The 22,490-nt window shown below is 71.2% G+C and carries 21 protein-coding genes; 11 read left to right on the plus strand and 10 right to left on the minus strand.

The window, feature by feature from the left end; all coding sequences use genetic code 11:
* Positions 1–9 precede the first annotated feature (9 nt).
* From ACIQHQ_RS05575 to aroQ, 5 genes are all read left to right on the plus strand, one after another.
* Positions 10–2,022 carry a TerD family protein gene (locus tag ACIQHQ_RS05575; RefSeq protein WP_402610346.1) on the plus strand — a complete coding sequence of 671 codons (2,013 nt, stop codon included), beginning with the start codon at positions 10–12 and terminating at the stop codon, positions 2,020–2,022.
* Positions 2,023–2,244: 222 nt separating this feature from the next.
* Positions 2,245–3,246, plus strand: a complete 1,002-nt coding sequence (locus ACIQHQ_RS05580) for a TerC/Alx family metal homeostasis membrane protein (RefSeq protein WP_402610348.1) — start codon at positions 2,245–2,247, stop codon at positions 3,244–3,246.
* Positions 3,247–3,435: 189 nt separating this feature from the next.
* Positions 3,436–3,681, plus strand: coding sequence for a hypothetical protein (locus tag ACIQHQ_RS05585; RefSeq protein ID WP_402610350.1), 246 nt, complete (start codon positions 3,436–3,438; stop codon positions 3,679–3,681).
* Between the two features lie 71 nt (positions 3,682–3,752).
* Positions 3,753–3,935: a hypothetical protein gene (locus ACIQHQ_RS05590; RefSeq protein ID WP_402610351.1), complete on the plus strand. Its 183-nt coding sequence runs from the start codon at positions 3,753–3,755 to the stop codon at positions 3,933–3,935.
* Positions 3,936–3,981: 46 nt separating this feature from the next.
* Positions 3,982–4,455, plus strand: a complete 474-nt coding sequence (aroQ, locus tag ACIQHQ_RS05595; protein ID WP_402610352.1) for a type II 3-dehydroquinate dehydratase — start codon at positions 3,982–3,984, stop codon at positions 4,453–4,455.
* Between the two features lie 51 nt (positions 4,456–4,506).
* Here the strand turns inward: aroQ and ACIQHQ_RS05600 are convergent, their stop codons facing one another.
* From ACIQHQ_RS05600 to ACIQHQ_RS05620, 5 genes are all read right to left on the minus strand, one after another.
* The gene (locus ACIQHQ_RS05600) at positions 4,507–5,259 is read right to left on the minus strand and encodes an amino acid ABC transporter ATP-binding protein (protein WP_402610354.1); all 753 of its coding nucleotides are present in this window, start codon (positions 5,257–5,259) and stop codon (positions 4,507–4,509) included.
* On the minus strand, positions 5,256–6,152 hold the full coding sequence (locus ACIQHQ_RS05605; RefSeq protein WP_402610355.1) for an amino acid ABC transporter permease: 897 nt from the start codon (positions 6,150–6,152) through the stop codon (positions 5,256–5,258). Before ACIQHQ_RS05605 ends, ACIQHQ_RS05600 begins: the two co-directional genes overlap by 4 nt.
* Positions 6,149–7,021 (minus strand): ABC transporter substrate-binding protein, encoded by an 873-nt coding sequence (locus tag ACIQHQ_RS05610; protein WP_402610357.1) that lies wholly within the window; start codon positions 7,019–7,021, stop codon positions 6,149–6,151. The genes ACIQHQ_RS05605 and ACIQHQ_RS05610 overlap by 4 nt, the downstream gene beginning before the upstream one ends.
* Before the next feature lie 342 nt (positions 7,022–7,363).
* Positions 7,364–8,020 (minus strand): MBL fold metallo-hydrolase, encoded by a 657-nt coding sequence (locus tag ACIQHQ_RS05615; protein ID WP_402610359.1) that lies wholly within the window; start codon positions 8,018–8,020, stop codon positions 7,364–7,366.
* A 54-nt stretch (positions 8,021–8,074) separates the two neighbouring features.
* Positions 8,075–8,764, minus strand: coding sequence for a maleylpyruvate isomerase family mycothiol-dependent enzyme (locus ACIQHQ_RS05620; RefSeq protein WP_402610361.1), 690 nt, complete (start codon positions 8,762–8,764; stop codon positions 8,075–8,077).
* 222 nt (positions 8,765–8,986) lie between these two features.
* On the opposite strand from ACIQHQ_RS05620, the gene uvrA reads away from it, so the two are divergent.
* The gene (gene uvrA, locus ACIQHQ_RS05625; RefSeq protein ID WP_402610363.1) at positions 8,987–12,013 is read left to right on the plus strand and encodes an excinuclease ABC subunit UvrA; all 3,027 of its coding nucleotides are present in this window, start codon (positions 8,987–8,989) and stop codon (positions 12,011–12,013) included.
* A gap of 67 nt (positions 12,014–12,080) precedes the next feature.
* Here uvrA and ACIQHQ_RS05630 read toward each other — a convergent pair whose 3' ends face one another.
* Positions 12,081–12,632 (minus strand): YceI family protein, encoded by a 552-nt coding sequence (locus ACIQHQ_RS05630; protein ID WP_402610365.1) that lies wholly within the window; start codon positions 12,630–12,632, stop codon positions 12,081–12,083.
* Between the two features lie 101 nt (positions 12,633–12,733).
* Between ACIQHQ_RS05630 and ACIQHQ_RS05635 the strand changes: the two genes are divergently transcribed.
* The gene (locus ACIQHQ_RS05635) at positions 12,734–13,603 is read left to right on the plus strand and encodes a helix-turn-helix domain-containing protein (RefSeq protein ID WP_402610367.1); all 870 of its coding nucleotides are present in this window, start codon (positions 12,734–12,736) and stop codon (positions 13,601–13,603) included.
* Between the two features lie 35 nt (positions 13,604–13,638).
* On the opposite strand, the gene ACIQHQ_RS05640 is transcribed toward ACIQHQ_RS05635, so the two are convergent.
* From ACIQHQ_RS05640 to ACIQHQ_RS05655, 4 genes are all read right to left on the minus strand, one after another.
* Entirely contained in the window at positions 13,639–14,547 is a 909-nt protein-coding gene (locus ACIQHQ_RS05640; RefSeq protein ID WP_402610369.1) for a carbohydrate kinase, read from the minus strand.
* Positions 14,544–15,587, minus strand: a complete 1,044-nt coding sequence (locus ACIQHQ_RS05645; RefSeq protein ID WP_402610370.1) for a LacI family DNA-binding transcriptional regulator — start codon at positions 15,585–15,587, stop codon at positions 14,544–14,546. Before ACIQHQ_RS05645 ends, ACIQHQ_RS05640 begins: the two co-directional genes overlap by 4 nt.
* Positions 15,588–15,719: 132 nt before the next feature.
* Positions 15,720–16,667: a hypothetical protein gene (locus tag ACIQHQ_RS05650; protein WP_402610372.1), complete on the minus strand. Its 948-nt coding sequence runs from the start codon at positions 16,665–16,667 to the stop codon at positions 15,720–15,722.
* Between the two features lie 260 nt (positions 16,668–16,927).
* A complete protein-coding gene (locus ACIQHQ_RS05655; protein WP_200839649.1) occupies positions 16,928–17,080 on the minus strand; it encodes a hypothetical protein in 153 nt (50 codons plus the stop codon).
* A 262-nt stretch (positions 17,081–17,342) separates the two neighbouring features.
* Here ACIQHQ_RS05655 and uvrC point away from each other — a divergent pair, with 262 nt between their 5' ends.
* The 4 genes from uvrC to whiA are packed head-to-tail and all read left to right on the plus strand — an operon-like array spanning position 17,343 to position 22,481.
* Entirely contained in the window at positions 17,343–19,469 is a 2,127-nt protein-coding gene (gene uvrC / locus ACIQHQ_RS05660) for an excinuclease ABC subunit UvrC (protein WP_402610374.1), read from the plus strand.
* The gene (rapZ, locus tag ACIQHQ_RS05665; RefSeq protein ID WP_402610376.1) at positions 19,466–20,425 is read left to right on the plus strand and encodes an RNase adapter RapZ; all 960 of its coding nucleotides are present in this window, start codon (positions 19,466–19,468) and stop codon (positions 20,423–20,425) included. The genes uvrC and rapZ overlap by 4 nt, the downstream gene beginning before the upstream one ends.
* Positions 20,422–21,501 (plus strand): uridine diphosphate-N-acetylglucosamine-binding protein YvcK, encoded by a 1,080-nt coding sequence (yvcK, locus tag ACIQHQ_RS05670; protein ID WP_402610378.1) that lies wholly within the window; start codon positions 20,422–20,424, stop codon positions 21,499–21,501. The genes rapZ and yvcK overlap by 4 nt, the downstream gene beginning before the upstream one ends.
* Positions 21,492–22,481 (plus strand): DNA-binding protein WhiA, encoded by a 990-nt coding sequence (gene whiA, locus ACIQHQ_RS05675; RefSeq protein WP_402610380.1) that lies wholly within the window; start codon positions 21,492–21,494, stop codon positions 22,479–22,481. Before yvcK ends, whiA begins: the two co-directional genes overlap by 10 nt.
* Positions 22,482–22,490: the final 9 nt, after the last annotated feature.

Genomic DNA, 22,490 nt, shown 5'->3' on the forward strand with positions numbered 1-22,490 from the left:
GCGAAGGCGATGACGGCCGAGCTGGTGCGGGGGCAGAACCATCCGCTTTCCCAGGCTCGTCTCGAGATCCGCATCTCGGCCGCTACGCCGATCGTGGCCGTGGCCGCGCTCGGCGACGAGAACGGCCGGATCCACGGCGTGGAGTGGGTGGCCCACCCGGGTGCCCCCACCCAGCCGGGTCTCGAGGTCTCCCGGCAGGCCGCCGCCGACCACCGCCTCGCGGTGGACCTGGACGCCGTGCCGGAGGCCGTCCACCGCGTCAGTGTGCTGCTCGCCCTGCCCGTCGGCGGGACGGGCCCGATCCGTTTCGGCGCGGTGGCGGCCCCCTTCGCCGCCGTCACCGGCCTCGACGGGGGAGAGGTCGCCGGCTACACCATCACCGGCCTGGACGCCGAGTCGGCCGTCGTCGCCCTGGAGCTCTACCGCCGACAAGGCGCCTGGAAGGTGCGCGCCGTCGGCCAGGGCTACGCCGGCGGCCTCACCGAACTCCTCACCGATCAGGGGTTGCCGCAGGCCCACCAGCTCGCCGGCAGCATCAACGACGCGGTGGCCCGGGGAGTGGCCCGTTCGGTGCAGGCACCCCCGTCCCGCACGGCGGACGGCGACCGCTCCCGGCAGGCGGCGGCCCCGGCCCTCGGTCCGGACCAGGGCGGTACGGCGCCTCAGCCCGGTCCTGTGCCACCCCTGTCCCCGTACGGCGACCAGACGCCCGGTGGCCCGGAGCAGCCCGCTCCGCAGCAGCCGTCGTACCCCGGCGGCGCGCCCGACTCCAACGCCGTCGCCCAGCCGTCCGCGGCCGGGGGCCCGATCGACTACAGCCACCCGCGCCGCCGGAACGCCGCTCCGCCCCCTCCTCCGCCGACCGCGCCCCCGGCCGCACCCGGACAGCCCGCCCGGCCCGTCGCGGGTGACGCGACCGGCTGGTCCATGGAAGAGCGGCTCTACAACCAGGTGTGGGGCATGTTCGAGGACCTGGCCCGCACCACCGCCGCTTACCGCAGCGCCGTCGACTTCGCCGAGTCACGCATGGACAAGGAGCTGGAGCAGGTCCTCTCCGACCCGCGCAGCCGGATCGGTGGACAGGGTGACGCCGCCCGCGAGGCGGCCCGGGCGCGGCACGCCCAGCTCGTCGCCCGGGCCCGGGAGGCCCTCGACCGGGACCTCGCCCAGCTCGAGGCCGAGGCCGACGTCGTCGAACCGGCCCTTCCGGCGGCGTACGCCCGCTGGGACAACCCCGTCTGGCACGCCTACCGCGTGCCGATGGAGATCCCCATGGCCCTGCGCCTGGGCGACCTGCATCTCCCCGAGGCGGACCGGATCCGCATCCCGATGCTGGCCCGGCTGCCGCTGGAGCGCGGCCTGTGGATCGACAGCGGAGCGGCCGGATCGTCCGACGGTTCGTTCACCGACTCCCACGCCATGAGCCGTCTCGCCATGGAGACGGCGATCGCGCACGCGGCCAGGCTGCTGGCCGTTTATCCGGCCGGCGAGTTCACCGTCCATGTCATCGACCCGGCGGGATCGGGAGCGCAGTCGCTGGCGCCCCTCGTACAGACCGGCGTGCTCGCGGCCCCGCCCGCGCTCGGCGCCGCCGGGGTGACGGACGTGCTGGGCCGGCTCACCCAGCGGGTCGACCTGGTGCAGATGGCGGTCCGGGGTGGCGCCGCCGACTCCCTCCCGCCCGGCTTCGACACCTCCCAGCAGCTCCTGATCGTCAACGACTTCCCACACGGCTTCGACGACCGGGCCGTGAACCAGCTGCGTTACCTCGCCGACGAGGGCCCCGCCTTCGGCGTCCATCTGATGATGGTCGCCGACCGGGAGGAGTCCTCCGCGTACGGGCCTTTGCTCGATCCGCTGTGGCGTTCGCTGCTGCGACTGACACCGGTGGCCGACGACCACCTCGCCGACCCCTGGGTCGGCCATGCCTGGACGTACGAGCCGACGCTGGTGCCGCCCGGCAGCCAGATCCTCCAGCAGGTGCTCGCCCAGGTGGCCGCCGCCCGCACCAAGTTCACGTAAAGGGCCCTGACCAGGGAATTTGGCCTTTCTTTTGCCAAGCGCTTTACCTGTTCTTGGTGATTGGGTACTGTTGACGGCACGGAGGGGAGTACTCCCTGTCTGCTGCGGCGTACCCGTCAATACGGATCAGGCCAGATCCCGGGGCGTCGGCCCATCGTTGGGTGGAAGAGACCTCCGGCAGCGACGACGCTGACATTTGCCGTTACGACTGCCGGAGGCGCAGTGGATGTTTCCGCGACCCTATGGGTCCTGACGATCGTGGGCCTTGCCGCCCTTATCGCGGTCGACTTCTTCATCGGCCGCAAGCCGCACGACGTGTCGATCAAGGAAGCCGGGATCTGGTCGGTTGTCTGGATCGTGCTGGCCGCCCTCTTCGGGCTCGGTCTGCTTCTGTTCGCCGGCGGTCAGCCCGCCGGTGAGTTCTTCGCAGGCTTCATCACCGAGAAGTCGCTCAGCGTCGACAACCTCTTCGTCTTCGTCCTGATCATGGCGAAGTTCGCGGTGCCGTCGCAGTACCAGCAGCGGGTGCTGCTGATCGGTGTCCTCATCGCCCTGGTCCTGAGGGCGATCTTCATCGCCGCGGGTGCTGCGATCCTCGCCAGCTTCTCCTGGGTCTTCTACCTCTTCGGCGCCTTCCTCATCTGGACCGCCTGGAAGCTCATCCAGGAGGCCCGGGCGGACGAGGAGGACGAGGACTGGGAGGAGAACAAGTTGCTCAAGGCCGCCGAGCGCCGCTTCGGTGTGGCCGACCGCTATCACGGCACGAAGCTGTGGATCGAGGAGAACGGCAAGCGGGTCATGACCCCGATGCTGGTCGTGATGCTGGCCATCGGCACCACCGATGTGCTCTTCGCGCTCGACTCCATCCCCGCGATCTTCGGCCTGACCCAGGACCCGTACATCGTCTTCACGGCCAACGCATTCGCCCTGATGGGTCTGCGCCAGCTGTACTTCCTCATCGGGGGCCTGTTGAGGAAGCTGGTCCACCTCAGCTACGGCCTGTCGATCATCCTCGGCTTCATCGGCGTGAAGCTGGTGCTGCACGCACTGCACGAGTCGGGCGTCCACGTCCCGGAGATCAGTATTCCGGTCTCTCTCGGCGTGATCTGCGGCGTCCTGATCGTCACCACGATCACCAGCCTGCGAGCCTCCAAGAAGCAGGCGGCGGCCGAGGCGGCGCAGGGCAAGAGCGGAGGCGCTCCGAAGGACAGTGTCGACGTCTGACCTCGTCGGCCCCAGGAACAACCAGCACCGGGACCGGTGGTCGGCGCATTGCCGACCACCGGTCCCGCTGCTTGCTCTCTTACCTGAGCGCGGCCCCCGGCACGGGGGCGCCGAGGCCGGCTGGAGGTGCCATGAAGGCCGTGCAGATCATCGAGTTCGAGACCGAGCGTCTGGAAAGAGATGCAGCGGGTGCTCGAAGAAGCCGGGCAGCGCAACGCCGGCCGCGCGGGCGGCCCCACCCGCAGCATGCTGCTGAAGGACCGGGACAAGCCCACCCGCTGTCCGGCGCTGATCGAGTTCGAGTCGGTCGAGGAGGCCATGCGCAACAGCGACGACCCTGAGACGAGCGCGATGGCGCAGCGGCTGAACGCGCTCAGCATCGGCGAGCGGGTGTACACCGACTGCGACCTCTGGGACATGCGGGATCTCACGTAGCCCGGCCAGGGTGCCTTGAGGGGCCCGGCGACCGGAGCGCGGGGCCCCTTCACGTCTGCGACGATCACCGCATGATCGCTCGGCGCATGCGGCTCACGGCACGGTGGACGACCCCGATGCCCTTGCTCGCGGCCGTGCTCCTGGTCCAGACCGGCGGTGAGCGCGGAAAGGGGCCGACCGCGGCACTGCGCGACAAAACCAGCGGTGAGTACGGAGGGGGACCGGCCGTGCGCACCGTGATAGACCGGCTGTGAGCAGCGGTCCGCCACGGGCCGCGACCCTGAACGGACCGGAGGAACCGTGCCCCGCACCCTGGCCAACGCCCCGATCATGATCCTCAACGGCCCCAACCTGAACCTGCTCGGCCAGCGCCAGCCGGAGATCTACGGCTCCGACACTCTCGCCGACGTCGAGGCCATGTGTGCCAAGGCGGCGGCCGCGCACGGCGGTACGGTCGACTTCCGCCAGTCCAACCACGAGGGCGAGCTGGTCGACTGGATCCACGAGGCGCGGCTGAACCACTGCGGCATCGTGATCAACCCGGGGGCCTACTCCCACACCTCCGTCGCCATCCTGGACGCCCTCAACACCTGTGACGGCCTGCCGGTGCTGGAGGTCCACATCTCCAACATCCACCAGCGCGAGGCGTTCCGGCACCACTCCTACGTCTCGCTGCGCGCCGACGGGGTCATCGCGGGCTGCGGCGTGCAGGGGTACGTCTTCGGAGTGGAGCGCGTCGTGGCGCTGACCGGGGCGGCGCGGGCGGACGCGTAGGCGACACCGGCGAGGTAAGCAGCATGGCGAGCGCCTCTTACCGCCGCCCTGCTAGAGCCGCCCCGCCTCCACGATCCGCCGCAGGAAACGCCGCGTCCGCTCCTGCCGCGGATCCCCGAAGACCTGCTCGGCGGTGCCGCGTTCCAGGACCACGCCGCCCTCCAGGAAGCACACCTGGTCGGCGACATCCCGCGCGAAGCTCATCTCATGAGTGGCCAGCACCATGGTCATGCCCTCGTCCTTCAGGCCGCGGACGACGGTGAGCACCTCGCCCACCAGCTCGGGATCGAGGGCGGCGGTGATCTCGTCGAGCAGCAGCAGCCGTGGGCGTACGGCCAGGGCGCGCACGATCGCGACGCGCTGCTGCTGCCCACCGCTCAGCCGGTCCGGGTACTCGCCCGCCTTCCCCCCGAGCCCCAGCCGCTCCAGCAGCTCACGCGCGCGTGCCTCGGCCTCGGCCCGCGGCACCCCGTGCACACGCCGCGGGGCGAGCGTGATGTTCTCCAGCACCGTCATGTGCGGGAACAGGTTGTACGCCTGGAAGACCACGCCGATCCGGCGGCGTACCGCGTCCTGGTCGGCGCGCGGGTCGGTGATCTCCTCGTCGTCCAGCCAGATCGCCCCGTCGTCGATCTCCTCCAGCAGGTTCGCGCACCGCAGCAGCGTGGACTTGCCTGAGCCGGAGGCGCCGATCAGCGCGGTGACCGTGTGCGGCGCGACCTCCAGGTCGACGTCCCGCAGCACGACCGAGTCGCCGAAGGTCTTGCGGACGGACTCCATGCGCAGCACGGGAGTCTCGCTCATATGGCTCCTCCCTGGGTCTGCCGGCGGTCCATCCGGGCCGTCACCCAGTCCGTGAAGCGGGTCATGGGGATGGTCAGCGCGACGAAGACCAGACCCGCGACGATGTACGGGGTGTAGTTGAGGCTGCGGCCCACGATGATGTCGGCGGCCCGCACGGCGTCCACCGCACCGCCGATCGACACGAGCCCGGTGTCCTTCTGCAGGGACACCAGGTCGTTCAGCAGCGGCGGCACCTGGCGGCGCACCGCCTGGGGCAGCACCACGTGCCGCAGCGCCTGCCGGTTGCTCAGCCCCAGGGAGCGGGCCGCGGCGCGCTGCGAGGGGTGCACCGACTCGATGCCGGCGCGGAACACCTCGGCCACATAAGCCGAGTACGTCAGGGTGAGCGCGGTGCCGCCGAGGAGCACGGGGTCGACGGTCACCCCCTGGAGCCGCAGCGCCGGGACGCCGAAGACCACGATCATCAGGTTGATGATGAGCGGCAGCCCCCGGAAGAAGTCCGTGTACGCGGCGGCCAGGAAGCGCAGCGGGAAGAACACCGGGCCGCGCAGCGTACGGGCGACGGCGATCAGCATGCCGAGGACGAGCACCGCGGCCCCGCAGACCAGCAGCAGCCGGACGTTCAGCCACAGCCCTTCGAGGACCTTCACAAAAGCCTCGCGTGCGTACCCCGGGTCGAAGAAGGTCTCCTTGGTGCGCGCCCAGCCCGGCGCGTTGACGACGACCAGGTAGAGGACGGCCGCGGTCACGAGGGTCGACAGCGCCCCGATGGCCGTCGCGCGCCGGGCCCGGGCGCGTCGGTGGCGTTCGCGCTCCAGGCGCCGCTGTGACGGGACGTAACCTTCTGCCGCCTCGGGCTCGCCGGAGCCCTCCTCCTCCTTGTGCACCGTCACTTGAGCACCGGCGCGTCGACGGCGTCCGACAGCCACCGCTGCTCGATCCTCGCGAGCGTGCCGTCCTCGCGCAGCGCGTCCACGGCCCGTGAGACGCAGGAGGTGAGCGCGCTGCCCCGGTCGAGCACGAGACCGAACTGCTCCGGTGTGCCGCCCTGGTTCTCGAACTGACCGACGATCGTCGCGTCGGTGACCTCGGCCCCGGTGATGTAGAACGCGGTCGGCAGGTCCACGACGATGGCGTCGACCTGGCCGTTCTTCAGCGCGGACTTGGCCTGGTCGTTCTTGCCGTATGCGGCGGCGGCCCGCGTGGGGCGGACCACGTCGTTGATGTAGTCGAGGCTGGTGGTGCCGACCTGCGCGCCCAGGCTCACGTCCTTGAGGTCCGCGATGCTCTTCGCCTTCGCGGCCTTGGAGCCCTTCAGCGCCACGACGGCCTGGCGCACGTCGTAGTAGCCGGACGAGAAGTCCACGGCCTTCTTGCGTTCCTCGCTGATGGAGACCTGGTTGATATCGAAGTCGAAGGTCTTCTCGCCGGGCGCGAAGGCCTTGTTGAAGGGGACGGTCTGCCAGGCGACCTTGTCCTTGCCGTAGCCGAGCCGTTCGGCGACGGCGTAGGCGACCGCCGACTCGAAGCCCTTGCCGCCTGCGGGGTCGTCGTCCTCGAACCAGGGCTCGTAGGCGGGCTGGTCGGTGGCGATGGTCAGTGTGCCGGACGTCCGGGTCGCCAGCTTGCCCTTGTCGCAGGTGCTTCCGGCCGATGCCGAGGGCCCGCCGGACGCCTCCGGTTGCGGTGCGCAGCTCACGGCGGTGGCGAGGAGGACGACGGCGGCGGCAGCGCGGCGCAGGGAACGCGGGGCAGGGTGCATGGCGGGAGATTGACAGCCGACGGTCCCGTTTGTCGAGGTCACGGCAACATCTGTCCGGATGGTGGGAACGGGTGTTGCGTTCATGTGAACGGACCTGGAACGGCGCCGATTTCGGCGTGGGCCGGGGCCGCCGGCCGAGGGCGGGGATCGACAGGCCGGCGGCCCATCCGCTCAGGAGCCGTCATCCTGCGCGGGGCTGCTACCAGTTGACCGCGCAACCAAAGAGGAGGGGAGCGCCTGTGCGGCGCCGCTGCGTGCGAACGATTCACACGGGGCGCGTGCGCGGCTCACCACTCCACACGTTCGCGCCCCGCGCGGTCACGCACCACTCCGGCGCGTCCTTCACCAGCCGCGCGCGTGCCACTCCGGCAGGTGCGGGCGCTCCGCGCCCAGAGACGTGTCGTTGCCGTGCCCCGGGTAGACCCAGGTCTCGTCCGGAAGGGCGCCGAAGATCTTGGTCTCTACATCGTGGATGAGGCTGGCGAACGCCTTCGGATCCTTATGGGTGTTGCCCACACCGCCGGGGAAGAGGCAGTCCCCTGTGAACACATGGGGGTGCCCGTGCGGGTCGTCGTAGACGAGGGCGATCGAACCGGGTGTGTGCCCGACCAGGTGGCGCGCGGTGAGTTCCACCCGGCCCACCCGGATGGTGTCGCCGTCGTCGACCAGCACATCGGTGCGTACCGGGATGCCCTCGGCGTCCTCCCGGCCCGCGTACGTGCGGGCGCCGGTGGCCGCCACGACCTCGGCGAGCGCCTGCCAGTGGTCGCCGTGCCGGTGGGTCGTGACGACGGATGCGATGCCGTCGCCGCCGATCATGCCGAGCAGCGTCTCGGCCTCGTCGGCGGCGTCGATCAGCAACTGCTCGTCCGTGGCCCGGCAGCGCAGCAGATAGGCGTTGTTGTTCATCGGACCGACCGCGATCTTCGTGATCATCAGGTCCTTGAGCTCGTGCACATCGGCCGGTCCACCGACCGTCACCTCTCCGCTGTACGTCATGTTCGCCAGCCTATAGCGGGGGAGCGGCCACGGTCCCGTACCCGGGAAGTGGCCCTACAGCGGCGGCAACGCCGAGAGCGGGCCCCCGTCCACCTTCAGCGCGGCCCCGGTACGGCGGCCGGCGAGCCAGCCCAGCAGGTCCGCCGGAGAACCCGTGACGGTCACCTCCGGTCCGTCCTGGGCCTGCCGTCCCGTACTCCACGCGCGCGTGCCGTCCGTCAGGCGCGTGGGCGGTACGTCCGGGTGTCCGGCGAACCGGTCGGCCAGGAAGCCGATCTCCCGCTCGGTGAACTCCGCAGGAAGATCCTCCAGCTCGTACCCGATGCCCAGGTCCACGTGGTGCAGCTCCACCTCGACCCATCGCCGGAACGGCACCCGGGAGGCGGAGTCCGTGACACCGTTGCGCAGCTCCACCGTGCGCGCCCAGTCCGCCGGAGCCTCCCCGGCCTCCTGGAAGCGGGCGGCGCTCTCGCGCAGGTCGGCGAGCTGGACGTCGAGGCCGCGCGGGGCGTCCCGCTCGATGTCGGCGTCCCGGGCCGCGCCGGAGACGTACATGGGGCGCCCTTCGAGCACGTTCACCAGGGCGTCCGCGTTGCGGGCGAGGTGGGCCAGGACATGGCCGCGGCTCCAGCCGGGCAGCCGTGACGGGTGGGTCACAGCGGCGTTGTCCAGGGCGCCGACTGCGCTCAGCAGCCGTTCCGTCGCGTCACGTACAGACGCCAGGTCATGAGCGTGATCAATCATGCTGCTGACCTTAGCCCCGCCACTCCTTCGGGTGAAGGTGGTGAAGCAGTGCCGTAAATCGAAAGCACGTGCTATATGGTCGGACGTGGCGTCGGGCATGCTGGAGAGCCGGGGTTTGTTGACAACCCGTGAATCCGTCCGGCGTTGTCAGTGGCTCCCCCTAGTCTGAGAAGGACGGGGGCCCCGCCCCTGTCACTTCTCTCAAGAAAGGTGCGGACCGGCGTGGCCGACCGTCTCATCGTCCGTGGAGCGCGCGAGCACAACCTCAAGAACGTCTCGCTCGACCTCCCGCGCGACTCGCTCATCGTCTTCACGGGCCTGTCGGGGTCGGGCAAGTCCTCGCTGGCCTTCGACACGATCTTCGCCGAAGGGCAGCGGCGCTACGTCGAGTCGCTGTCCTCGTACGCCCGACAGTTCCTCGGCCAGATGGACAAGCCGGACGTCGACTTCATCGAGGGCCTGTCTCCGGCCGTCTCCATCGACCAGAAGTCGACCTCGCGCAACCCGCGCTCCACGGTCGGCACCATCACCGAGGTCTACGACTACCTGCGCCTGCTCTTCGCGCGCATCGGCAAGCCGCACTGCCCGCAGTGCCGCCGCCCGATCACCCGCCAGTCGCCGCAGGCCATCGTCGACCGTGTCCTGGAGCTGCCCGAGGGCAGCCGCTTCCAGGTGCTGTCGCCGCTGGTGCGCGAGCGCAAGGGCGAGTTCGTCGACCTCTTCGCCGACCTCCAGACCAAGGGCTACTCCCGCGCGCGGGTCGACGGCGAGACGATCCAGCTGTCGAACCCGCCCACGCTGAAGAAGCAGGAGAAGCACACCATCGAGGTGGTCGTCGACCGCCTCACGGTCAAGGACGGCGCCAAGCGCCGCCTCACCGACTCCGTCGAGACCGCCCTCGGTCTGTCCGGCGGCATGGTCGTGCTCGACTTCGTCGACCTCCCCGAGGACGACCCCGAGCGCGAGCGCATGTTCTCGGAGCACCTGTACTGCCCGTACGACGACCTGTCCTTCGAGGAGCTGGAGCCCCGCTCCTTCTCCTTCAACTCGCCCTTCGGCGCCTGCCCGGACTGCACCGGCATCGGCACGCGTATGGAGGTCGACCCGGAGCTGATCGTCCCGGACCCGGACAAGAGTCTCGACGAGGGTGCCATCCACCCCTGGTCCCACGGCCACACCAAGGACTACTTCGGCCGCCTGATCGGCGCCCTCGCCGACGCGCTGGGCTTCCGCACGGACATCCCCTTCGCGGGGCTGCCGCAGCGCGCCAGGAAGGCCCTGCTCCACGGCCACAAGACCCAGGTCGAGGTCCGCTACCGCAACCGCTACGGCCGTGAGCGCCGGTACACCACCGCCTTCGAGGGCGCCGTCCCGTTCGTCAAGCGCCGGCACAGCGAGGCGGAGAGCGACTCCAGCCGCGAGCGCTTCGAGGGCTACATGCGCGAAGTGCCCTGCCCGACCTGTGAGGGCACGCGCCTGAAGCCGATCGTCCTCGCGGTCACGATCATGGACAAGTCCATCGCCGAGGTCTCCGCGATGTCGATCAGCGACTGCGCGGACTTCCTGGGCGAGCTGAGGCTCACCGCCCGGGACAAGAAGATCGCCGAGCGCGTGCTGAAGGAGGTCAACGAGCGGCTGCGCTTCCTGGTCGACGTCGGCCTGGACTACCTCTCGCTGAACCGCGCGGCCGGCACCCTGTCCGGCGGCGAGGCCCAGCGCATCCGCCTGGCCACCCAGATCGGCTCCGGCCTGGTCGGCGTGCTGTACGTCCTGGACGAGCCGTCCATCGGCCTGCACCAGCGCGACAACCACCGGCTGATCGAGACCCTGGTCCGGCTGCGCGACATGGGCAACACGCTCATCGTCGTCGAGCACGACGAGGACACGATCAAGATGGCCGACTGGGTCGTCGACATCGGCCCCGGCGCCGGTGAGCACGGCGGCAGGGTCGTGCACAGCGGCTCCCTGAAGGAGCTGCTGGCCAACGACGAGTCGCAGACCGGGCAGTACCTGTCCGGCAGGAAGGCCATCCCGCTGCCCGACATCCGGCGCCCGCTGGACCCGTCCCGGCAGCTCACGGTGCACGGCGCCCGGGAGAACAACCTCCAGGACATCGACGTCTCGTTCCCCCTGGGCGTCTTCACCGCCGTCACCGGTGTCTCCGGTTCCGGCAAGTCGACGCTGGTCAACGACATCCTGTACACCCACCTGGCCCGCGAGCTGAACGGCGCCCGGAGCGTGCCCGGGCGGCACACGCGCGTGGACGGCGACGACCTCGTCGACAAGGTCGTGCACGTGGACCAGTCGCCCATCGGCCGCACCCCGCGCTCCAACCCGGCCACGTACACCGGCGTCTTCGACCACATCCGCAAGCTGTTCGCCGAGACCACCGAGGCGAAGGTCCGCGGCTACCTGCCCGGCCGCTTCTCCTTCAACGTCAAGGGCGGCCGCTGCGAGAACTGCGCGGGCGACGGCACCATCAAGATCGAGATGAACTTCCTCCCGGACGTCTACGTCCCGTGCGAGGTCTGCCACGGCGCCCGGTACAACCGGGAGACCCTGGAGGTCCACTACAAGGGCAAGTCCATCGCCGAGGTCCTCAACATGCCGATCGAGGAGGCCACGGAGTTCTTCGAGGCGGTCCCCGCGATCGCCCGGCACCTCAACACGCTGAAGGACGTCGGTCTCGGCTACGTCCGCCTCGGCCAGGCCGCGACGACCCTGTCCGGCGGCGAGGCGCAGCGTGTGAAGCTCGCCAGCGAGCTGCAGAAGCGCTCCACCGGCCGCACGGTCTACGTCCTGGACGAGCCGACCACCGGTCTGCACTTCGAGGACATCAGCAAGTTGCTGACGGTCCTGTCCGGGCTGGTCGACAAGGGCAACACGGTCATCGTCATCGAGCACAACCTCGACGTGATCAAGACCGCCGACTGGATCGTCGACATGGGCCCCGAAGGCGGCGCCGGCGGTGGCCTGGTCGTCGCCGAAGGCACGCCCGAGCAGGTGGCGGGGGTCCCGGCCAGCCACACCGGCAAGTTCCTGCGGGAGATCCTCGGCGCCGACCGCGTCAGTGACGCGTCCTCGGTGAAGGCACCCCGCAAGACGGCGGCCCGCAAGACCGTCGCGGCCAAGACGGCCTCGGCCCGCAAGACCGCCACCAAGACGGTCGGTGGCACGGCCGCCAAGAAGACGACGGCCAAGACCACCAAGGCCGCCGCGAAGAAGACGACCCGGACCAGCAAGGGCTGACGTCCCGGCCGAACGCGCCGTGCCCCACAGGAAATGTCCTGTGGGGCACGGCGCGTTCCGCGTGCGGTCAGGCGACCTTCGGCTCCACGAACTGCATGTCGAGCTGGATCTTGACCACTTCGCCGAGCAGACCGGGGGCGAAGTCGAGCCCGAACTCGCTGCGCCGGATCTCACCCGTCGCCTCGAACCCGGCATGCCGGCTGCCGTCCATCGGCACCTCGACCAGCCCGCCGAACTCCACGGCGAGCGTCACCGGACGGGTCACGCCGCCGATCGTCAGCTCGCCCTCCATGGTCCAGTCCTCACCCGCGCCCGACACCCGCGTCGAGCGGTACGTCATCGTCGGGCGCTTCTCCACGTCGAGCAGGTCGGAAGCGCGGACGTGCGCGTCCCGGTCGGGGTTGCCGGTGTCGACCGAGGCCAGGTCGACCGTCGCGGAGACCCGCACGTCCTCGACCCGCTCCCCGACGAACAGCTCGGCCTCCAGCCGCTCGAAGCGCCCCCGCACCTTCGCGATGCCCAGGTGCCGGATGGTGAAGTTGACGGAGGAGTGGAACGGATCGAGGGCCCACTGACCGGGAGTCAGCGGCAGGGCGGTGGTGGCGGTGTCATTCGTCATGCCCTCCACCCTGAGGGCCGCGCGGCCCGGAAGGGAGACCGGCCGGAGCCTGGTAGTGACGGGGCCACCCTCCGCGCCCGCGCGCCCGGTACGTTCGGCGGGTGAGCGACAACGAATTGGGCACGTTCCTGCGCACCTGGCGTGAAGCCGTCACCCCGGCCGAAGCGGGTCTGCCCGCGGGGCCCCGGCGTCGTACGCCGGGCCTGCGGCGCGCCGAACTGGCCACGCTCGCCGGCGTCAGCGTCGAGTACCTCACCCGGCTGGAACAGGGACGCGACCGCAACCCGTCCGCCCAGGTGCTGGGTGCCCTGGCCGACGCCCTGAACCTCTCCCTGCGCGACCGGATGCTGCTGCGTCGCCTGACCAAGGAGGCGGACGGCGGCGACCCGCTGCTCTGTGCGGCGGCCCCACCGCTCAGCCGCGCGGCGCGCCCCACCGTGCGGGCCGTGCTGGACCGCCTGGAACCGGCTCCCGCGCTGGTGGTCAACTGGATCGGCGACGTCCTCGCCCACACGGCCGGATACGAGCGACTGGTCGGCCCCCTCGGACTGCTCGACGACGAGCGGCCCAACCTGCTCCGGTACCTGTTCACCGACGAGCGGGCACGCAGCGCCTACCGCGAGTGGGACCGGGTGGCCGACGATCTCGTCGCCCGGCTCCGGCACGGCGTGCCCTTGCGGGACCCGTACCTCGCCGAGCTGGCCGACGAGCTGACGGTGACGGCGGGCGCGGACTTCGCCGACCGGTTCGCCGACCTGGCCATGACACCGCGGCGGACGGGCTCCCAGGACATCGAACACCCCGAGGCCGGTTCCCTGCGGCTGCTGGTCGAGACGCTCGCGCTTCCCCACGAGGGGCAGCAGGTCGTCATCCACCTCCCCGGGGACGACGCCACTGCCGCCGCCCTGGACCGCCTCAACGGCCGCCGCCCCGGCGCGCTGCGAGCCGTCCCGAGGGGGGAGACCGGCTGAGGCCCCTCGGTCAACCGCGCGGCCTCCTGCCCGGGTCAGCCCGTCAGCTCGTGCGCGTAGGGCGGCTCCGCCCCGGCCCGTGAGCAGGTGACGGCCGCCGCGCGGGCTGCGAAGCCCAGCAGTTCCGTCCAGCCGTCGGGGCCCAGGGCGGCCGCCGCGCGCCGGCTGAGGGCGTCGCGCACCGCGAGCCCGTGCAGCAGGGCGGCGTTGACCGTGTCGCCCGCGCCGATCGTGTCCACGACCGCCACACGTACGCCCGGCACCGCGTACTCGCCGCCGTCGGCGGTGAAAGCGGTCAGTCCGTCCCCGCCCCGGGTGATCACGACCGCCGCCGGACCGGCCGCCAGCCACTCCTGGGGCGTCCCGCCCAGCCACGCGGCGTCCTCCTCGGACAGCTTCAGCAGGCACACCGACGGCAGCCAGCTCTTGAACCGCGCCCGATAGGCGTCCGCGTCCGGGATCAGCCCGGGCCTGATGTTCGGATCCAGCGCGGTGAACACGCCCTGCGCGGACGCCCGGTGCATCAGTTCCTCGTACGCGCTCGCTCCCGGCTCCAGCACCAGCGAGCAGGTGCCGAAGGACACCGCCCGGGTGCCGGACGGCAGCGCCGACGGCGCCGAGAACAGCCGGTCCGCCGTCCCGTCGACGTAGAAGGAGTACGCCGCCGAACCGTCCGCGCCGACCGTGGCGACGGCGAGGGTCGTCGGCTCGGCGCCCCGCTGCACCGAGGACACCTCGACCCCGGTCCCGCGCAGCCGCTCCAGCAGGGCCTCCCCGAAGGCGTCGGACGACACCCGGGAGCAGAAGGCGGCGGAGGAGCCGAGGCGGCCCAGCGCCACGGCCGTGTTGAACGGGCCGCCGCCGAGCGCCGGCTGCAACGCCGCCAGGGCACCCGTGCCCTGCGGTACCAGGTCGATCAGTGCCTCACCGGCGACGACGATCACGACGGGGTTCCTTCCTCGGACGGGCTGGGGCAGCCGCAGGACGTGCGGTGGACGAAGGCGCAGGACAGGCGCACGGTCCGGGCGGGCCGGTCCGGTACGGCGAGGCGCTCCAGGAGCACGCCCACGGCCCGGGCACCGATGTCCTTGCCGGGCTGCGCGATCGCGGTGAGCCGGGGCGAGAACAGATCCGCCCAGGCGAAGTCGTCGAAACAGCACAGCGCGATGTCACCCGGTACGGACAGGCCGTGCGCGCTCAGGGCACGCAGCACGCCGATGGTCATGGCGTTGTTGCCGGTGACCAGGGCGGTGGGCGGCACACCGAGGGACAGCAGGGTCTCGGTGGCCTGCTCTGCGCCGGTCGACTCCGAGTCGCCGTGCACCAGCAGCCGCCCGTCGTACGCCAGCCCCGCGAACGCGAGACCGCTGCGGTAGCCGGTGATCCGCTCGCGCGTGGTGCTGAGCCCGGGCCGCCCCGCCACCAGCCCGATCCGCCGGTGACCGAGGCCGGCGAGATGGGTGACCAGCCGGGACATCGGTTCGGCGTTGTCGGCGCACACCTGGTCGAAACGCGGACCACCGGCGGCTCCCGGCGCGTCCACCAGCCGGTCCAGGAACACGGCCGGTACGTCGTGCCGCCCCAGGTAGGCGAGCAGCTCGCGGGGGTCGGCGGAGGGCGCGACGATCATGCCGTCCACCCGGCGCTCGTGCAGCAGCTGGACCACCTTGCGCTCGTGTTCCGGGTCGTCGTGCGGATCGGCGATCAGCAGGCTGTAGCCGGCCTCCAGCGAGGCGGCCTCGACGCCCTGGAGGATCTCCGTGAAGTACGGGTTGCTGATCGCGGACACCGCCAGTCCGATGGACCGGGTGCGGGACGTCACCAGGGAACGGGCCAGCGTGTTGGTGGTGTAGCCGAGCTCCTCCACGGCGTCGAGGACCGCCTGGCGGGTGTGCGGCAGCACCGGCCGGGTGCCGTTCAGCACGTGTGAGACCGTCGCCACGGAGACACCGGCTCTCCGCGCGACGTCGGCCATCGTCGCCATGGCGCTCCCCGCCTCCTCAGTGTCCAGGCGGGGAACGTACCGCATCGGAGGGGCGGACGTAAACGCTTACGCAAACGTTTACGCCGAGTGAAGGGCCGCAGCACCAATGTCGGGCCGCTGCCCTCCGAGCCGCTACTCCCAGTCCCAGCCGATCCCCAGGAACCCCGACCGCACCCGCGGCTCGACCAGGTGCACCGACCGGTGCCGGCCGCTCAGCTCCAGGTCCTGGCATCCGCTGCGCGGCGCCGCCGCCGAGTGCTGGACGAAGCGGTGGCAGCGCACCGGGAGGGCCGCCGCGTCGAAGCAGACCTGGAGGGCGTACTGGCCGCCGGGGGAGTCGAAGCCGCGGACGTACTCGCGGGACACGCCCGCCGTGCCGTCCTCGACGCCGTAGCGGAACAGGAAGGTGTCCCCGGCCCGCAGCCGGGTGTCGAAGAGCAGCTCGGCCGCGAGCACCCCCGTGTCGCGGTGCCAACGGACGAGTCCGGTCCGGCAGTTCTCCAGGGCGTGCACCCGCATGCGCTCCGGCGCGGCTCCCCGGTCGCCGTGGTGGACGGCCACGAAGCGGTCGATGCCGTCCCGATGGGCGCGCACGATGTGGTGCGACTCGCGCTCGGCCAGTTCGCGCCGGTACCCGATCCGGAGCCGTTCGTGGTGGCCGAGGGTGTGCAGGCCCCCGTCCGGCGGGCAGCCCAGCTCGGCCAGCAACTGGTCCAGGACTCCGGAGGCCTCGACGAGGGAGCGGTAGGAACGGGCGGGCGGCCGCAGCCCGGACGCGCTCCGCCCGGACTCCGCGAGCAGCCGGATCAGTGACTCCTCGGGAAGCGCCAGGATCTCCTCCAGCGCGCGCACGGCCCGCAGTGACTCCGGGCGCTGTGGGCGCCGGGCCCCCTGCTGCCAGTAACTCAGGCTCGTGACGCCGACCTTCACACCGTGGCGGGACAGATGGTGCTGCACGCGTTGCAGGGGCAGGCCGCGGGCGGCGATCGCGGCGCGCAGGGCGACGTGGAAGGGACCTTTTCGCAGGGCCGCGTCCAGTTCCGCGCTGGCGACGTCCACGTGCTGTGGGGCGTGCGGCATGCAGGGGCCTCTCTGTGAGTCGGCGACGGCTGGTCAGACCGTCGGCGCGGGCCGCCCGGGGCCGTCCCGTTGTGGCGCCAGGGAGGTCTTCACATCCGTACGCCGTCGTTCAGGGTCCCGAGTTCCCCCGCATTGAAGCGTGTTGACCTGGTCCCGACAACACCTGATGCCGGACAGTGACGTACCCGCTCCAGCCGGCTCCGTCCGGACATGCGAACGCCCGGGGTGTGCGCCCCGGGCGTTCGCAGTGGACGTCGTGTCTAGGAGCGGTCGCTTCCGCCCTGTTCCCGGAGGGCCAGGCGCTTGGCGCGCGCGATGTCGGGATCGCGCGGGTCCAGGGCATCGCGCAGCGCCAACGGCTCGTCCGTGTACCTGCGGGCACGGACCGCCCGCCGGGTTTTCTCGATCCGCATCCGCTTCATGTGCGCAGCCCTCCGACCCGTGGCCCGCCCGCTCCGCACCGGGAACGACGGTCCGCACCGACAACCTGTGCCTGCACCGGGACCGGCTCCGTCCGCCGGACGTCGCCTTGTCCCGTGGGTGAGCCCCATTCCCGCTCCCGGGGGGCCGTAACCCCGGGGCGGGACATGCCGTTGGAAACTGCCCTGCCGCCGGGGCGCGAGCGCACCCCGCGACCGCGCCGGACTGTCGGTGCTCGCCAGTAGGGTGTGAGACATGGCCGACCCCTCCAGCTACCGCCCCAAACCGGGTGAGATCCCCGACTCACCGGGGGTGTACAGGTTCCGTGACGAGCACCGCCGGGTGATCTACGTCGGAAAGGCGAAGAGCCTGCGCCAGCGCCTGGCGAACTACTTCCAGGATCTGGCGGGCCTGCACCCGCGCACCCGCTCCATGGTCACCACGGCCGCGTCCGTGGAGTGGACCGTGGTGTCCACGGAGGTCGAGGCGCTCCAGCTGGAGTACTCGTGGATCAAGGAGTACGACCCCCGGTTCAACGTCAAGTACCGCGACGACAAGAGCTACCCGTACCTCGCGGTGACGATGAACGAGGAGTACCCGCGCGTGCAGGTGATGCGCGGTCACAAGAAGAAGGGCGTCCGCTATTTCGGGCCGTACGCGCACGCGTGGGCGATCCGCGACACGGTCGACCTCCTGCTGCGCGTCTTTCCCGTGCGTACGTGCTCCGCGGGCGTCTTCAAGAACGCCACCCGCACCGGCCGCCCCTGCCTCCTCGGTTACATCGGCAAGTGCTCGGCGCCCTGCGTGGACCGCGTCTCCGCCGACGAGCACCGAGAACTGGCCGACGAGTTCTGCGATTTCATGACCGGCCGCACGAACACGTACATCCGCCGCCTGGAGAAGCAGATGGGCGAGGCGGCCGAGGACATGGAGTACGAGCGGGCGGCCCGGCTGCGTGACGACATCGAGGCCCTGAAGAAGGCCATGGAGAAGAACGCGGTCGTGCTCGCCGACGCGACCGACGCCGACCTGATCGCGGTCGCCGAGGACGAGCTGGAGGCGGCCGTCCAGATCTTCCACGTGCGTGGCGGGCGGGTGCGCGGCCAGCGCGGCTGGGTCACCGACAAGGTGGAGGAGATCACCACCGGCGCCCTCGTGGAGCACGCGCTGCAGCAGCTGTACGGCGAGGAGACGGGGGACGCCGTCCCCAAGGAAGTCCTGGTCCCGGCCCTGCCCGACCCCGTCGAGCCCGTCCAGGAGTGGCTCACCACGCGGCGCGGCTCAGGTGTCTCCCTGCGCATCCCGCAGCGTGGCGACAAGAAGGCCCTCATGGAGACCGTGCAGCGCAACGCCCAGCAGGCGCTGGTGCTGCACAAGACCAAGCGCGCTTCCGACCTGACCACGCGCTCACGCGCCCTGGAGGAGATCGCCGACGCCCTCGAGCTGGACAGTGCCCCGCTCAGGATCGAGTGCTACGACATCTCCCACCTCCAGGGCGACGACGTCGTGGCGTCCATGGTCGTCTTCGAGGACGGGCTCGCCCGCAAGAGCGAGTACCGCCGCTTCCAGATCAAGGGCTTCGCCGGACAGGACGACGTCCGCTCGATGCATGAGGTGATCACCCGCCGCTTCCGGCGCTATCTCGCCGAGAAGGAGAAGACGGGCGAGTGGGCAGACGACGAGCCCGCCGGGAGCGCCGAGAACGGTGAGAGCGCCGAGCACGAGAGTTCCCCCACCGGCACGGACACTCTCACCGGCACGGACACGCTCACCAGCGCGAACACCCTCACCGAGGACGACGGCCGTCCCAAGAAGTTCGCCTACCCGCCCCAGCTCGTGGTCGTGGACGGCGGCGCCCCCCAGGTCGCCGCCGCCCGGCGCGCCCTGGACGAGCTCGGTATCGACGACATCGCCGTCTGCGGTCTCGCCAAGCGCCTGGAGGAGGTCTGGCTGCCCGGCGACGACGACCCGGTGGTCCTGCCCCGCACCAGCGAGGGCCTGTATCTCCTGCAGCGCGTGCGTGACGAGGCCCACAGGTTCGCGATCAGCTACCAGCGCACGAAGCGGTCCAAGCGCTTCCGCTCCAGCCCCCTGGACGACGTCCCCGGTCTCGGGGACACGCGCAAGCAGGCACTGCTGAAGCACTTCGGCTCGTTGAAGAAACTGCGATCCGCCACCATCGACCAGATCTGCGAGGTCCCCGGCATAGGCCGCAAGACGGCCGAGACGATCGCCGTGGCACTTGCCCGGTCGGCCCCGGCCGCACCCGCCGTCAACACGGCGACTGGAGAGATCATGGAGGAGGAACCCGGCACCATGGGTTCCAGCGGGGAACCCGTGACGACGGGAGCCCCGGACGAACGACGGGGGCAGGAGACATGAATGTGAACGAGCACCACGGGCAGCAAGAGCAAACCGGAGACGGAGCACAGGTGAGTACGGGCACGCCCAACGAGAAGGTCCCGGTTCCGGAAGCGGCCATCCCCGAGTTGGTGATCATCTCCGGCATGTCCGGAGCCGGGCGGTCCACGGCGGCGAAGTGCCTGGAGGACCTCGGCTGGTTCGTCGTCGACAACCTGCCGCCCGCGCTGATCCCCACCATGGTGGAGCTCGGCGCCCGCTCCCAGGGCAACGTGGCGCGGATCGCCGTCGTCGTCGACGTGCGCGGCCGCCGCTTCTTCGACAACCTCCGCGAGTCCCTCGCCGACCTGGAGGCGAAGAACGTCACCCGGAGGATCGTCTTCCTGGAGTCCTCCGACGAGGCCTTGGTCCGCCGCTTCGAGTCGGTGCGCCGCCCGCACCCCCTCCAGGGCGACGGCCGCATCGTCGACGGCATCGCCGCCGAACGCGAGCTGCTGCGCGAGCTGCGCGGCGACGCCGACCTGGTGATCGACACCTCCAGCCTGAACGTGCACGAGCTGCGCGCCAAGATGGACGCCCAGTTCGCCGGCGAGGAGGAGCCGGAGCTGCGGGCCACGGTGATGTCGTTCGGCTACAAGTACGGCCTGCCGGTGGACGCCGACCTCGTCGTCGACTGCCGCTTCCTGCCGAACCCGCACTGGGTCCCGGAGCTGCGCCCCTACACGGGCCTCAACGAGGAGGTGTCGGGTTACGTCTTCAACCAGCCCGGCGCCAAGGAGTTCCTCGACCGCTACACGGAGCTCCTCCAGCTCGTCGCCACCGGCTACCGACGTGAGGGCAAGCGTTACGTGACCATCGCCGTGGGCTGCACGGGCGGCAAGCACCGCTCGGTCGCCATGTCGGAGAAGCTCGCCGCCCGGCTCGCCGCCGAGGGCGTGGAGACGGTGGTCGTACACCGGGACATGGGACGCGAATGACACGACGTACTCCGCGGCTGAGCCGGCTGCGCCGGGTGGTGCCCGAGGGCAACACGGGCGGCAAGGGCGGCCGGCCCGCCGAGGCCCGGGGCGCCAGACCGCGCCGCCGGGGCACCCAGCCCAAGGTCGTCGCCCTCGGCGGCGGCATGGGCCTGTCCGCCTCGCTGGCCGCGCTGCGCCGGATCACCGGTGACCTCACCGCCGTCGTCACCGTGGCCGACGACGGCGGCTCCAGCGGCCGGCTGCGCGACGAGCTGGGCGTGCTGCCGCCCGGCGACCTGCGCAAGGCGCTGGCCGCGCTGTGCGGCGACGACGACTGGGGCCAGACCTGGGCCCGGGTCATCCAGCACCGCTTCCAGTCCAAGGGTGACCTGCACGAGCACGCGGTCGGCAATCTGCTGATCGTCGCCCTGTGGGAGCAGCTCGGCGACCATGTCCAGGCACTCGACCTGGTCGGACGGCTGCTGGGCGCCCAGGGGCGGGTGCTGCCCATGTCCGCCGTGCCGCTGGAGCTCCAGGCCCTGGTCAAGGGCCACGACCCGGCGCGCCCGGAGGAGATCGACACGGTCCGCGGCCAGGCCACCGTCGCTCTGACCCCGGGCGAGGTGCAGTCCGTGCACCTGGTGCCGTGCGACCCGCCGGCCGTGCCCGAGGCGGTCGAGGCCGTCCTCGACGCGGACTGGGTGGTGCTCGGCCCCGGCTCCTGGTTCTCCTCGGTCATTCCGCACCTGCTCGTGCCCCGGTTGCTGGACGCGCTCTCGCAGACGAAGGCCCGCCGGGTACTCTCCCTGAACCTCGCGCCGCAGCCCGGAGAAACCGAGGGCTTCTCCCCGCAGCGTCATTTGGAGGTTTTGGGACGACACGCCCCTAAACTCGCCCTGGACGTGGTGCTGGCCGACGAGGCCGCCGTGCCCGACCGTGACTCCCTGACCGATGCCGCCAAGCGGTTCGGGGCCGCGGTCGAGCTGGCGCCGGTGGCCCGGCCCGACGGCACCCCGAGGCATGACCCGGAGCTGTTGGCCGCCGCGTACGACCGTATTTTTCGGATGCATGGAAGGATCGGCCCATGGCGATGACGGCAGCGGTGAAGGACGAGATCTCCCGGCTCCCCGTCACCCGGACCTGCTGCAGAAAGGCGGAGGTCTCCGCCATTCTGCGGTTCGCCGGCGGCCTTCACCTGGTGAGCGGTCGGATCGTGATCGAGGCGGAACTGGACACGGCGATGGCGGCCCGCCGACTCAAACGGGACATCCTGGAGATCTTCGGGCACGGCTCCGAGTTGATCGTGATGGCTCCGGGCGGGTTGCGCCGCGGTTCGCGCTACGTGGTGCGTGTGGTGGCGGGCGGTGACCAGCTCGCTCGCCAGACCGGCCTGGTCGACGGGCGGGGCCGCCCGATCCGCGGCCTGCCCCCGCAGGTGGTCTCGGGGGCCACCTGCGACGCCGAGGCCGCCTGGCGTGGCGCCTTCCTGGCGCACGGCTCGCTCACCGAACCCGGCCGCTCCTGCTCCTTGGAGGTGACCTGCCCGGGCCCCGAGGCCGCGCTCGCCCTCGTCGGCGCCGCCCGCCGCCTGTCGATCCCCGCGAAGGCCCGCGAGGTGCGCGGTGTGGACCGGGTCGTCGTCCGGGACGGTGACGCGATCGGCGCCTTGTTGACCCGCCTCGGCGCGCACGAGTCGGTGCTGGCCTGGGAGGAGCGCCGGATGCGCCGCGAGGTGCGGGCCACGGCGAACCGGCTCGCCAACTTCGACGACGCCAACCTGCGCCGCTCGGCCCGCGCGGCCGTCGCCGCCGGTGCTCGGGTGCAGCGTGCCCTGGAGATCCTCGCCGACGACGTGCCCGAGCACCTCGCCGCCGCCGGCCGGCTGCGGATGGAGCACAAGCAGGCTTCCCTGGAGGAGCTCGGCGCGCTCGCCGACCCGCCGCTGACCAAGGACGCCGTCGCCGGCCGGATCCGCCGCCTGCTGGCCATGGCCGACAAGCGCGCCTCCGACCTCGGCATCCCGGGCACGGAGGCCAACCTCAGCGAGGACCTGGCCGACAATCTCGTGGGCTGATGTCGACGG

It is taken from the genome of Streptomyces sp. NPDC092370 (assembly GCF_044755265.1).
Taxonomy (GTDB): domain Bacteria; phylum Actinomycetota; class Actinomycetes; order Streptomycetales; family Streptomycetaceae; genus Streptomyces.

Coding starts and splice junctions, on each gene's coding strand:
- rapZ (WP_402610376.1), top strand. CDS start 19,466: ATGAATGTGAACGAGCACCACGGGCAGCAAGAGCAAACCGGAGACGGA.
- ACIQHQ_RS05575 (WP_402610346.1), top strand. CDS start 10: ATGACGGCCGAGCTGGTGCGGGGGCAGAACCATCCGCTTTCCCAGGCT.
- ACIQHQ_RS05600 (WP_402610354.1), bottom strand. CDS start 5,259: ATGAGCGAGACTCCCGTGCTGCGCATGGAGTCCGTCCGCAAGACCTTC.
- ACIQHQ_RS05650 (WP_402610372.1), bottom strand. CDS start 16,667: ATGCCGCACGCCCCACAGCACGTGGACGTCGCCAGCGCGGAACTGGAC.
- ACIQHQ_RS05630 (WP_402610365.1), bottom strand. CDS start 12,632: ATGACGAATGACACCGCCACCACCGCCCTGCCGCTGACTCCCGGTCAG.
- ACIQHQ_RS05645 (WP_402610370.1), bottom strand. CDS start 15,587: ATGGCGACGATGGCCGACGTCGCGCGGAGAGCCGGTGTCTCCGTGGCG.
- ACIQHQ_RS05590 (WP_402610351.1), top strand. CDS start 3,753: ATGATCGCTCGGCGCATGCGGCTCACGGCACGGTGGACGACCCCGATG.
- ACIQHQ_RS05620 (WP_402610361.1), bottom strand. CDS start 8,764: ATGATTGATCACGCTCATGACCTGGCGTCTGTACGTGACGCGACGGAA.
- whiA (WP_402610380.1), top strand. CDS start 21,492: ATGGCGATGACGGCAGCGGTGAAGGACGAGATCTCCCGGCTCCCCGTC.
- ACIQHQ_RS05655 (WP_200839649.1), bottom strand. CDS start 17,080: ATGCGGATCGAGAAAACCCGGCGGGCGGTCCGTGCCCGCAGGTACACG.
- uvrC (WP_402610374.1), top strand. CDS start 17,343: ATGGCCGACCCCTCCAGCTACCGCCCCAAACCGGGTGAGATCCCCGAC.
- ACIQHQ_RS05615 (WP_402610359.1), bottom strand. CDS start 8,020: ATGACGTACAGCGGAGAGGTGACGGTCGGTGGACCGGCCGATGTGCAC.
- ACIQHQ_RS05610 (WP_402610357.1), bottom strand. CDS start 7,021: ATGCACCCTGCCCCGCGTTCCCTGCGCCGCGCTGCCGCCGCCGTCGTC.
- yvcK (WP_402610378.1), top strand. CDS start 20,422: ATGACACGACGTACTCCGCGGCTGAGCCGGCTGCGCCGGGTGGTGCCC.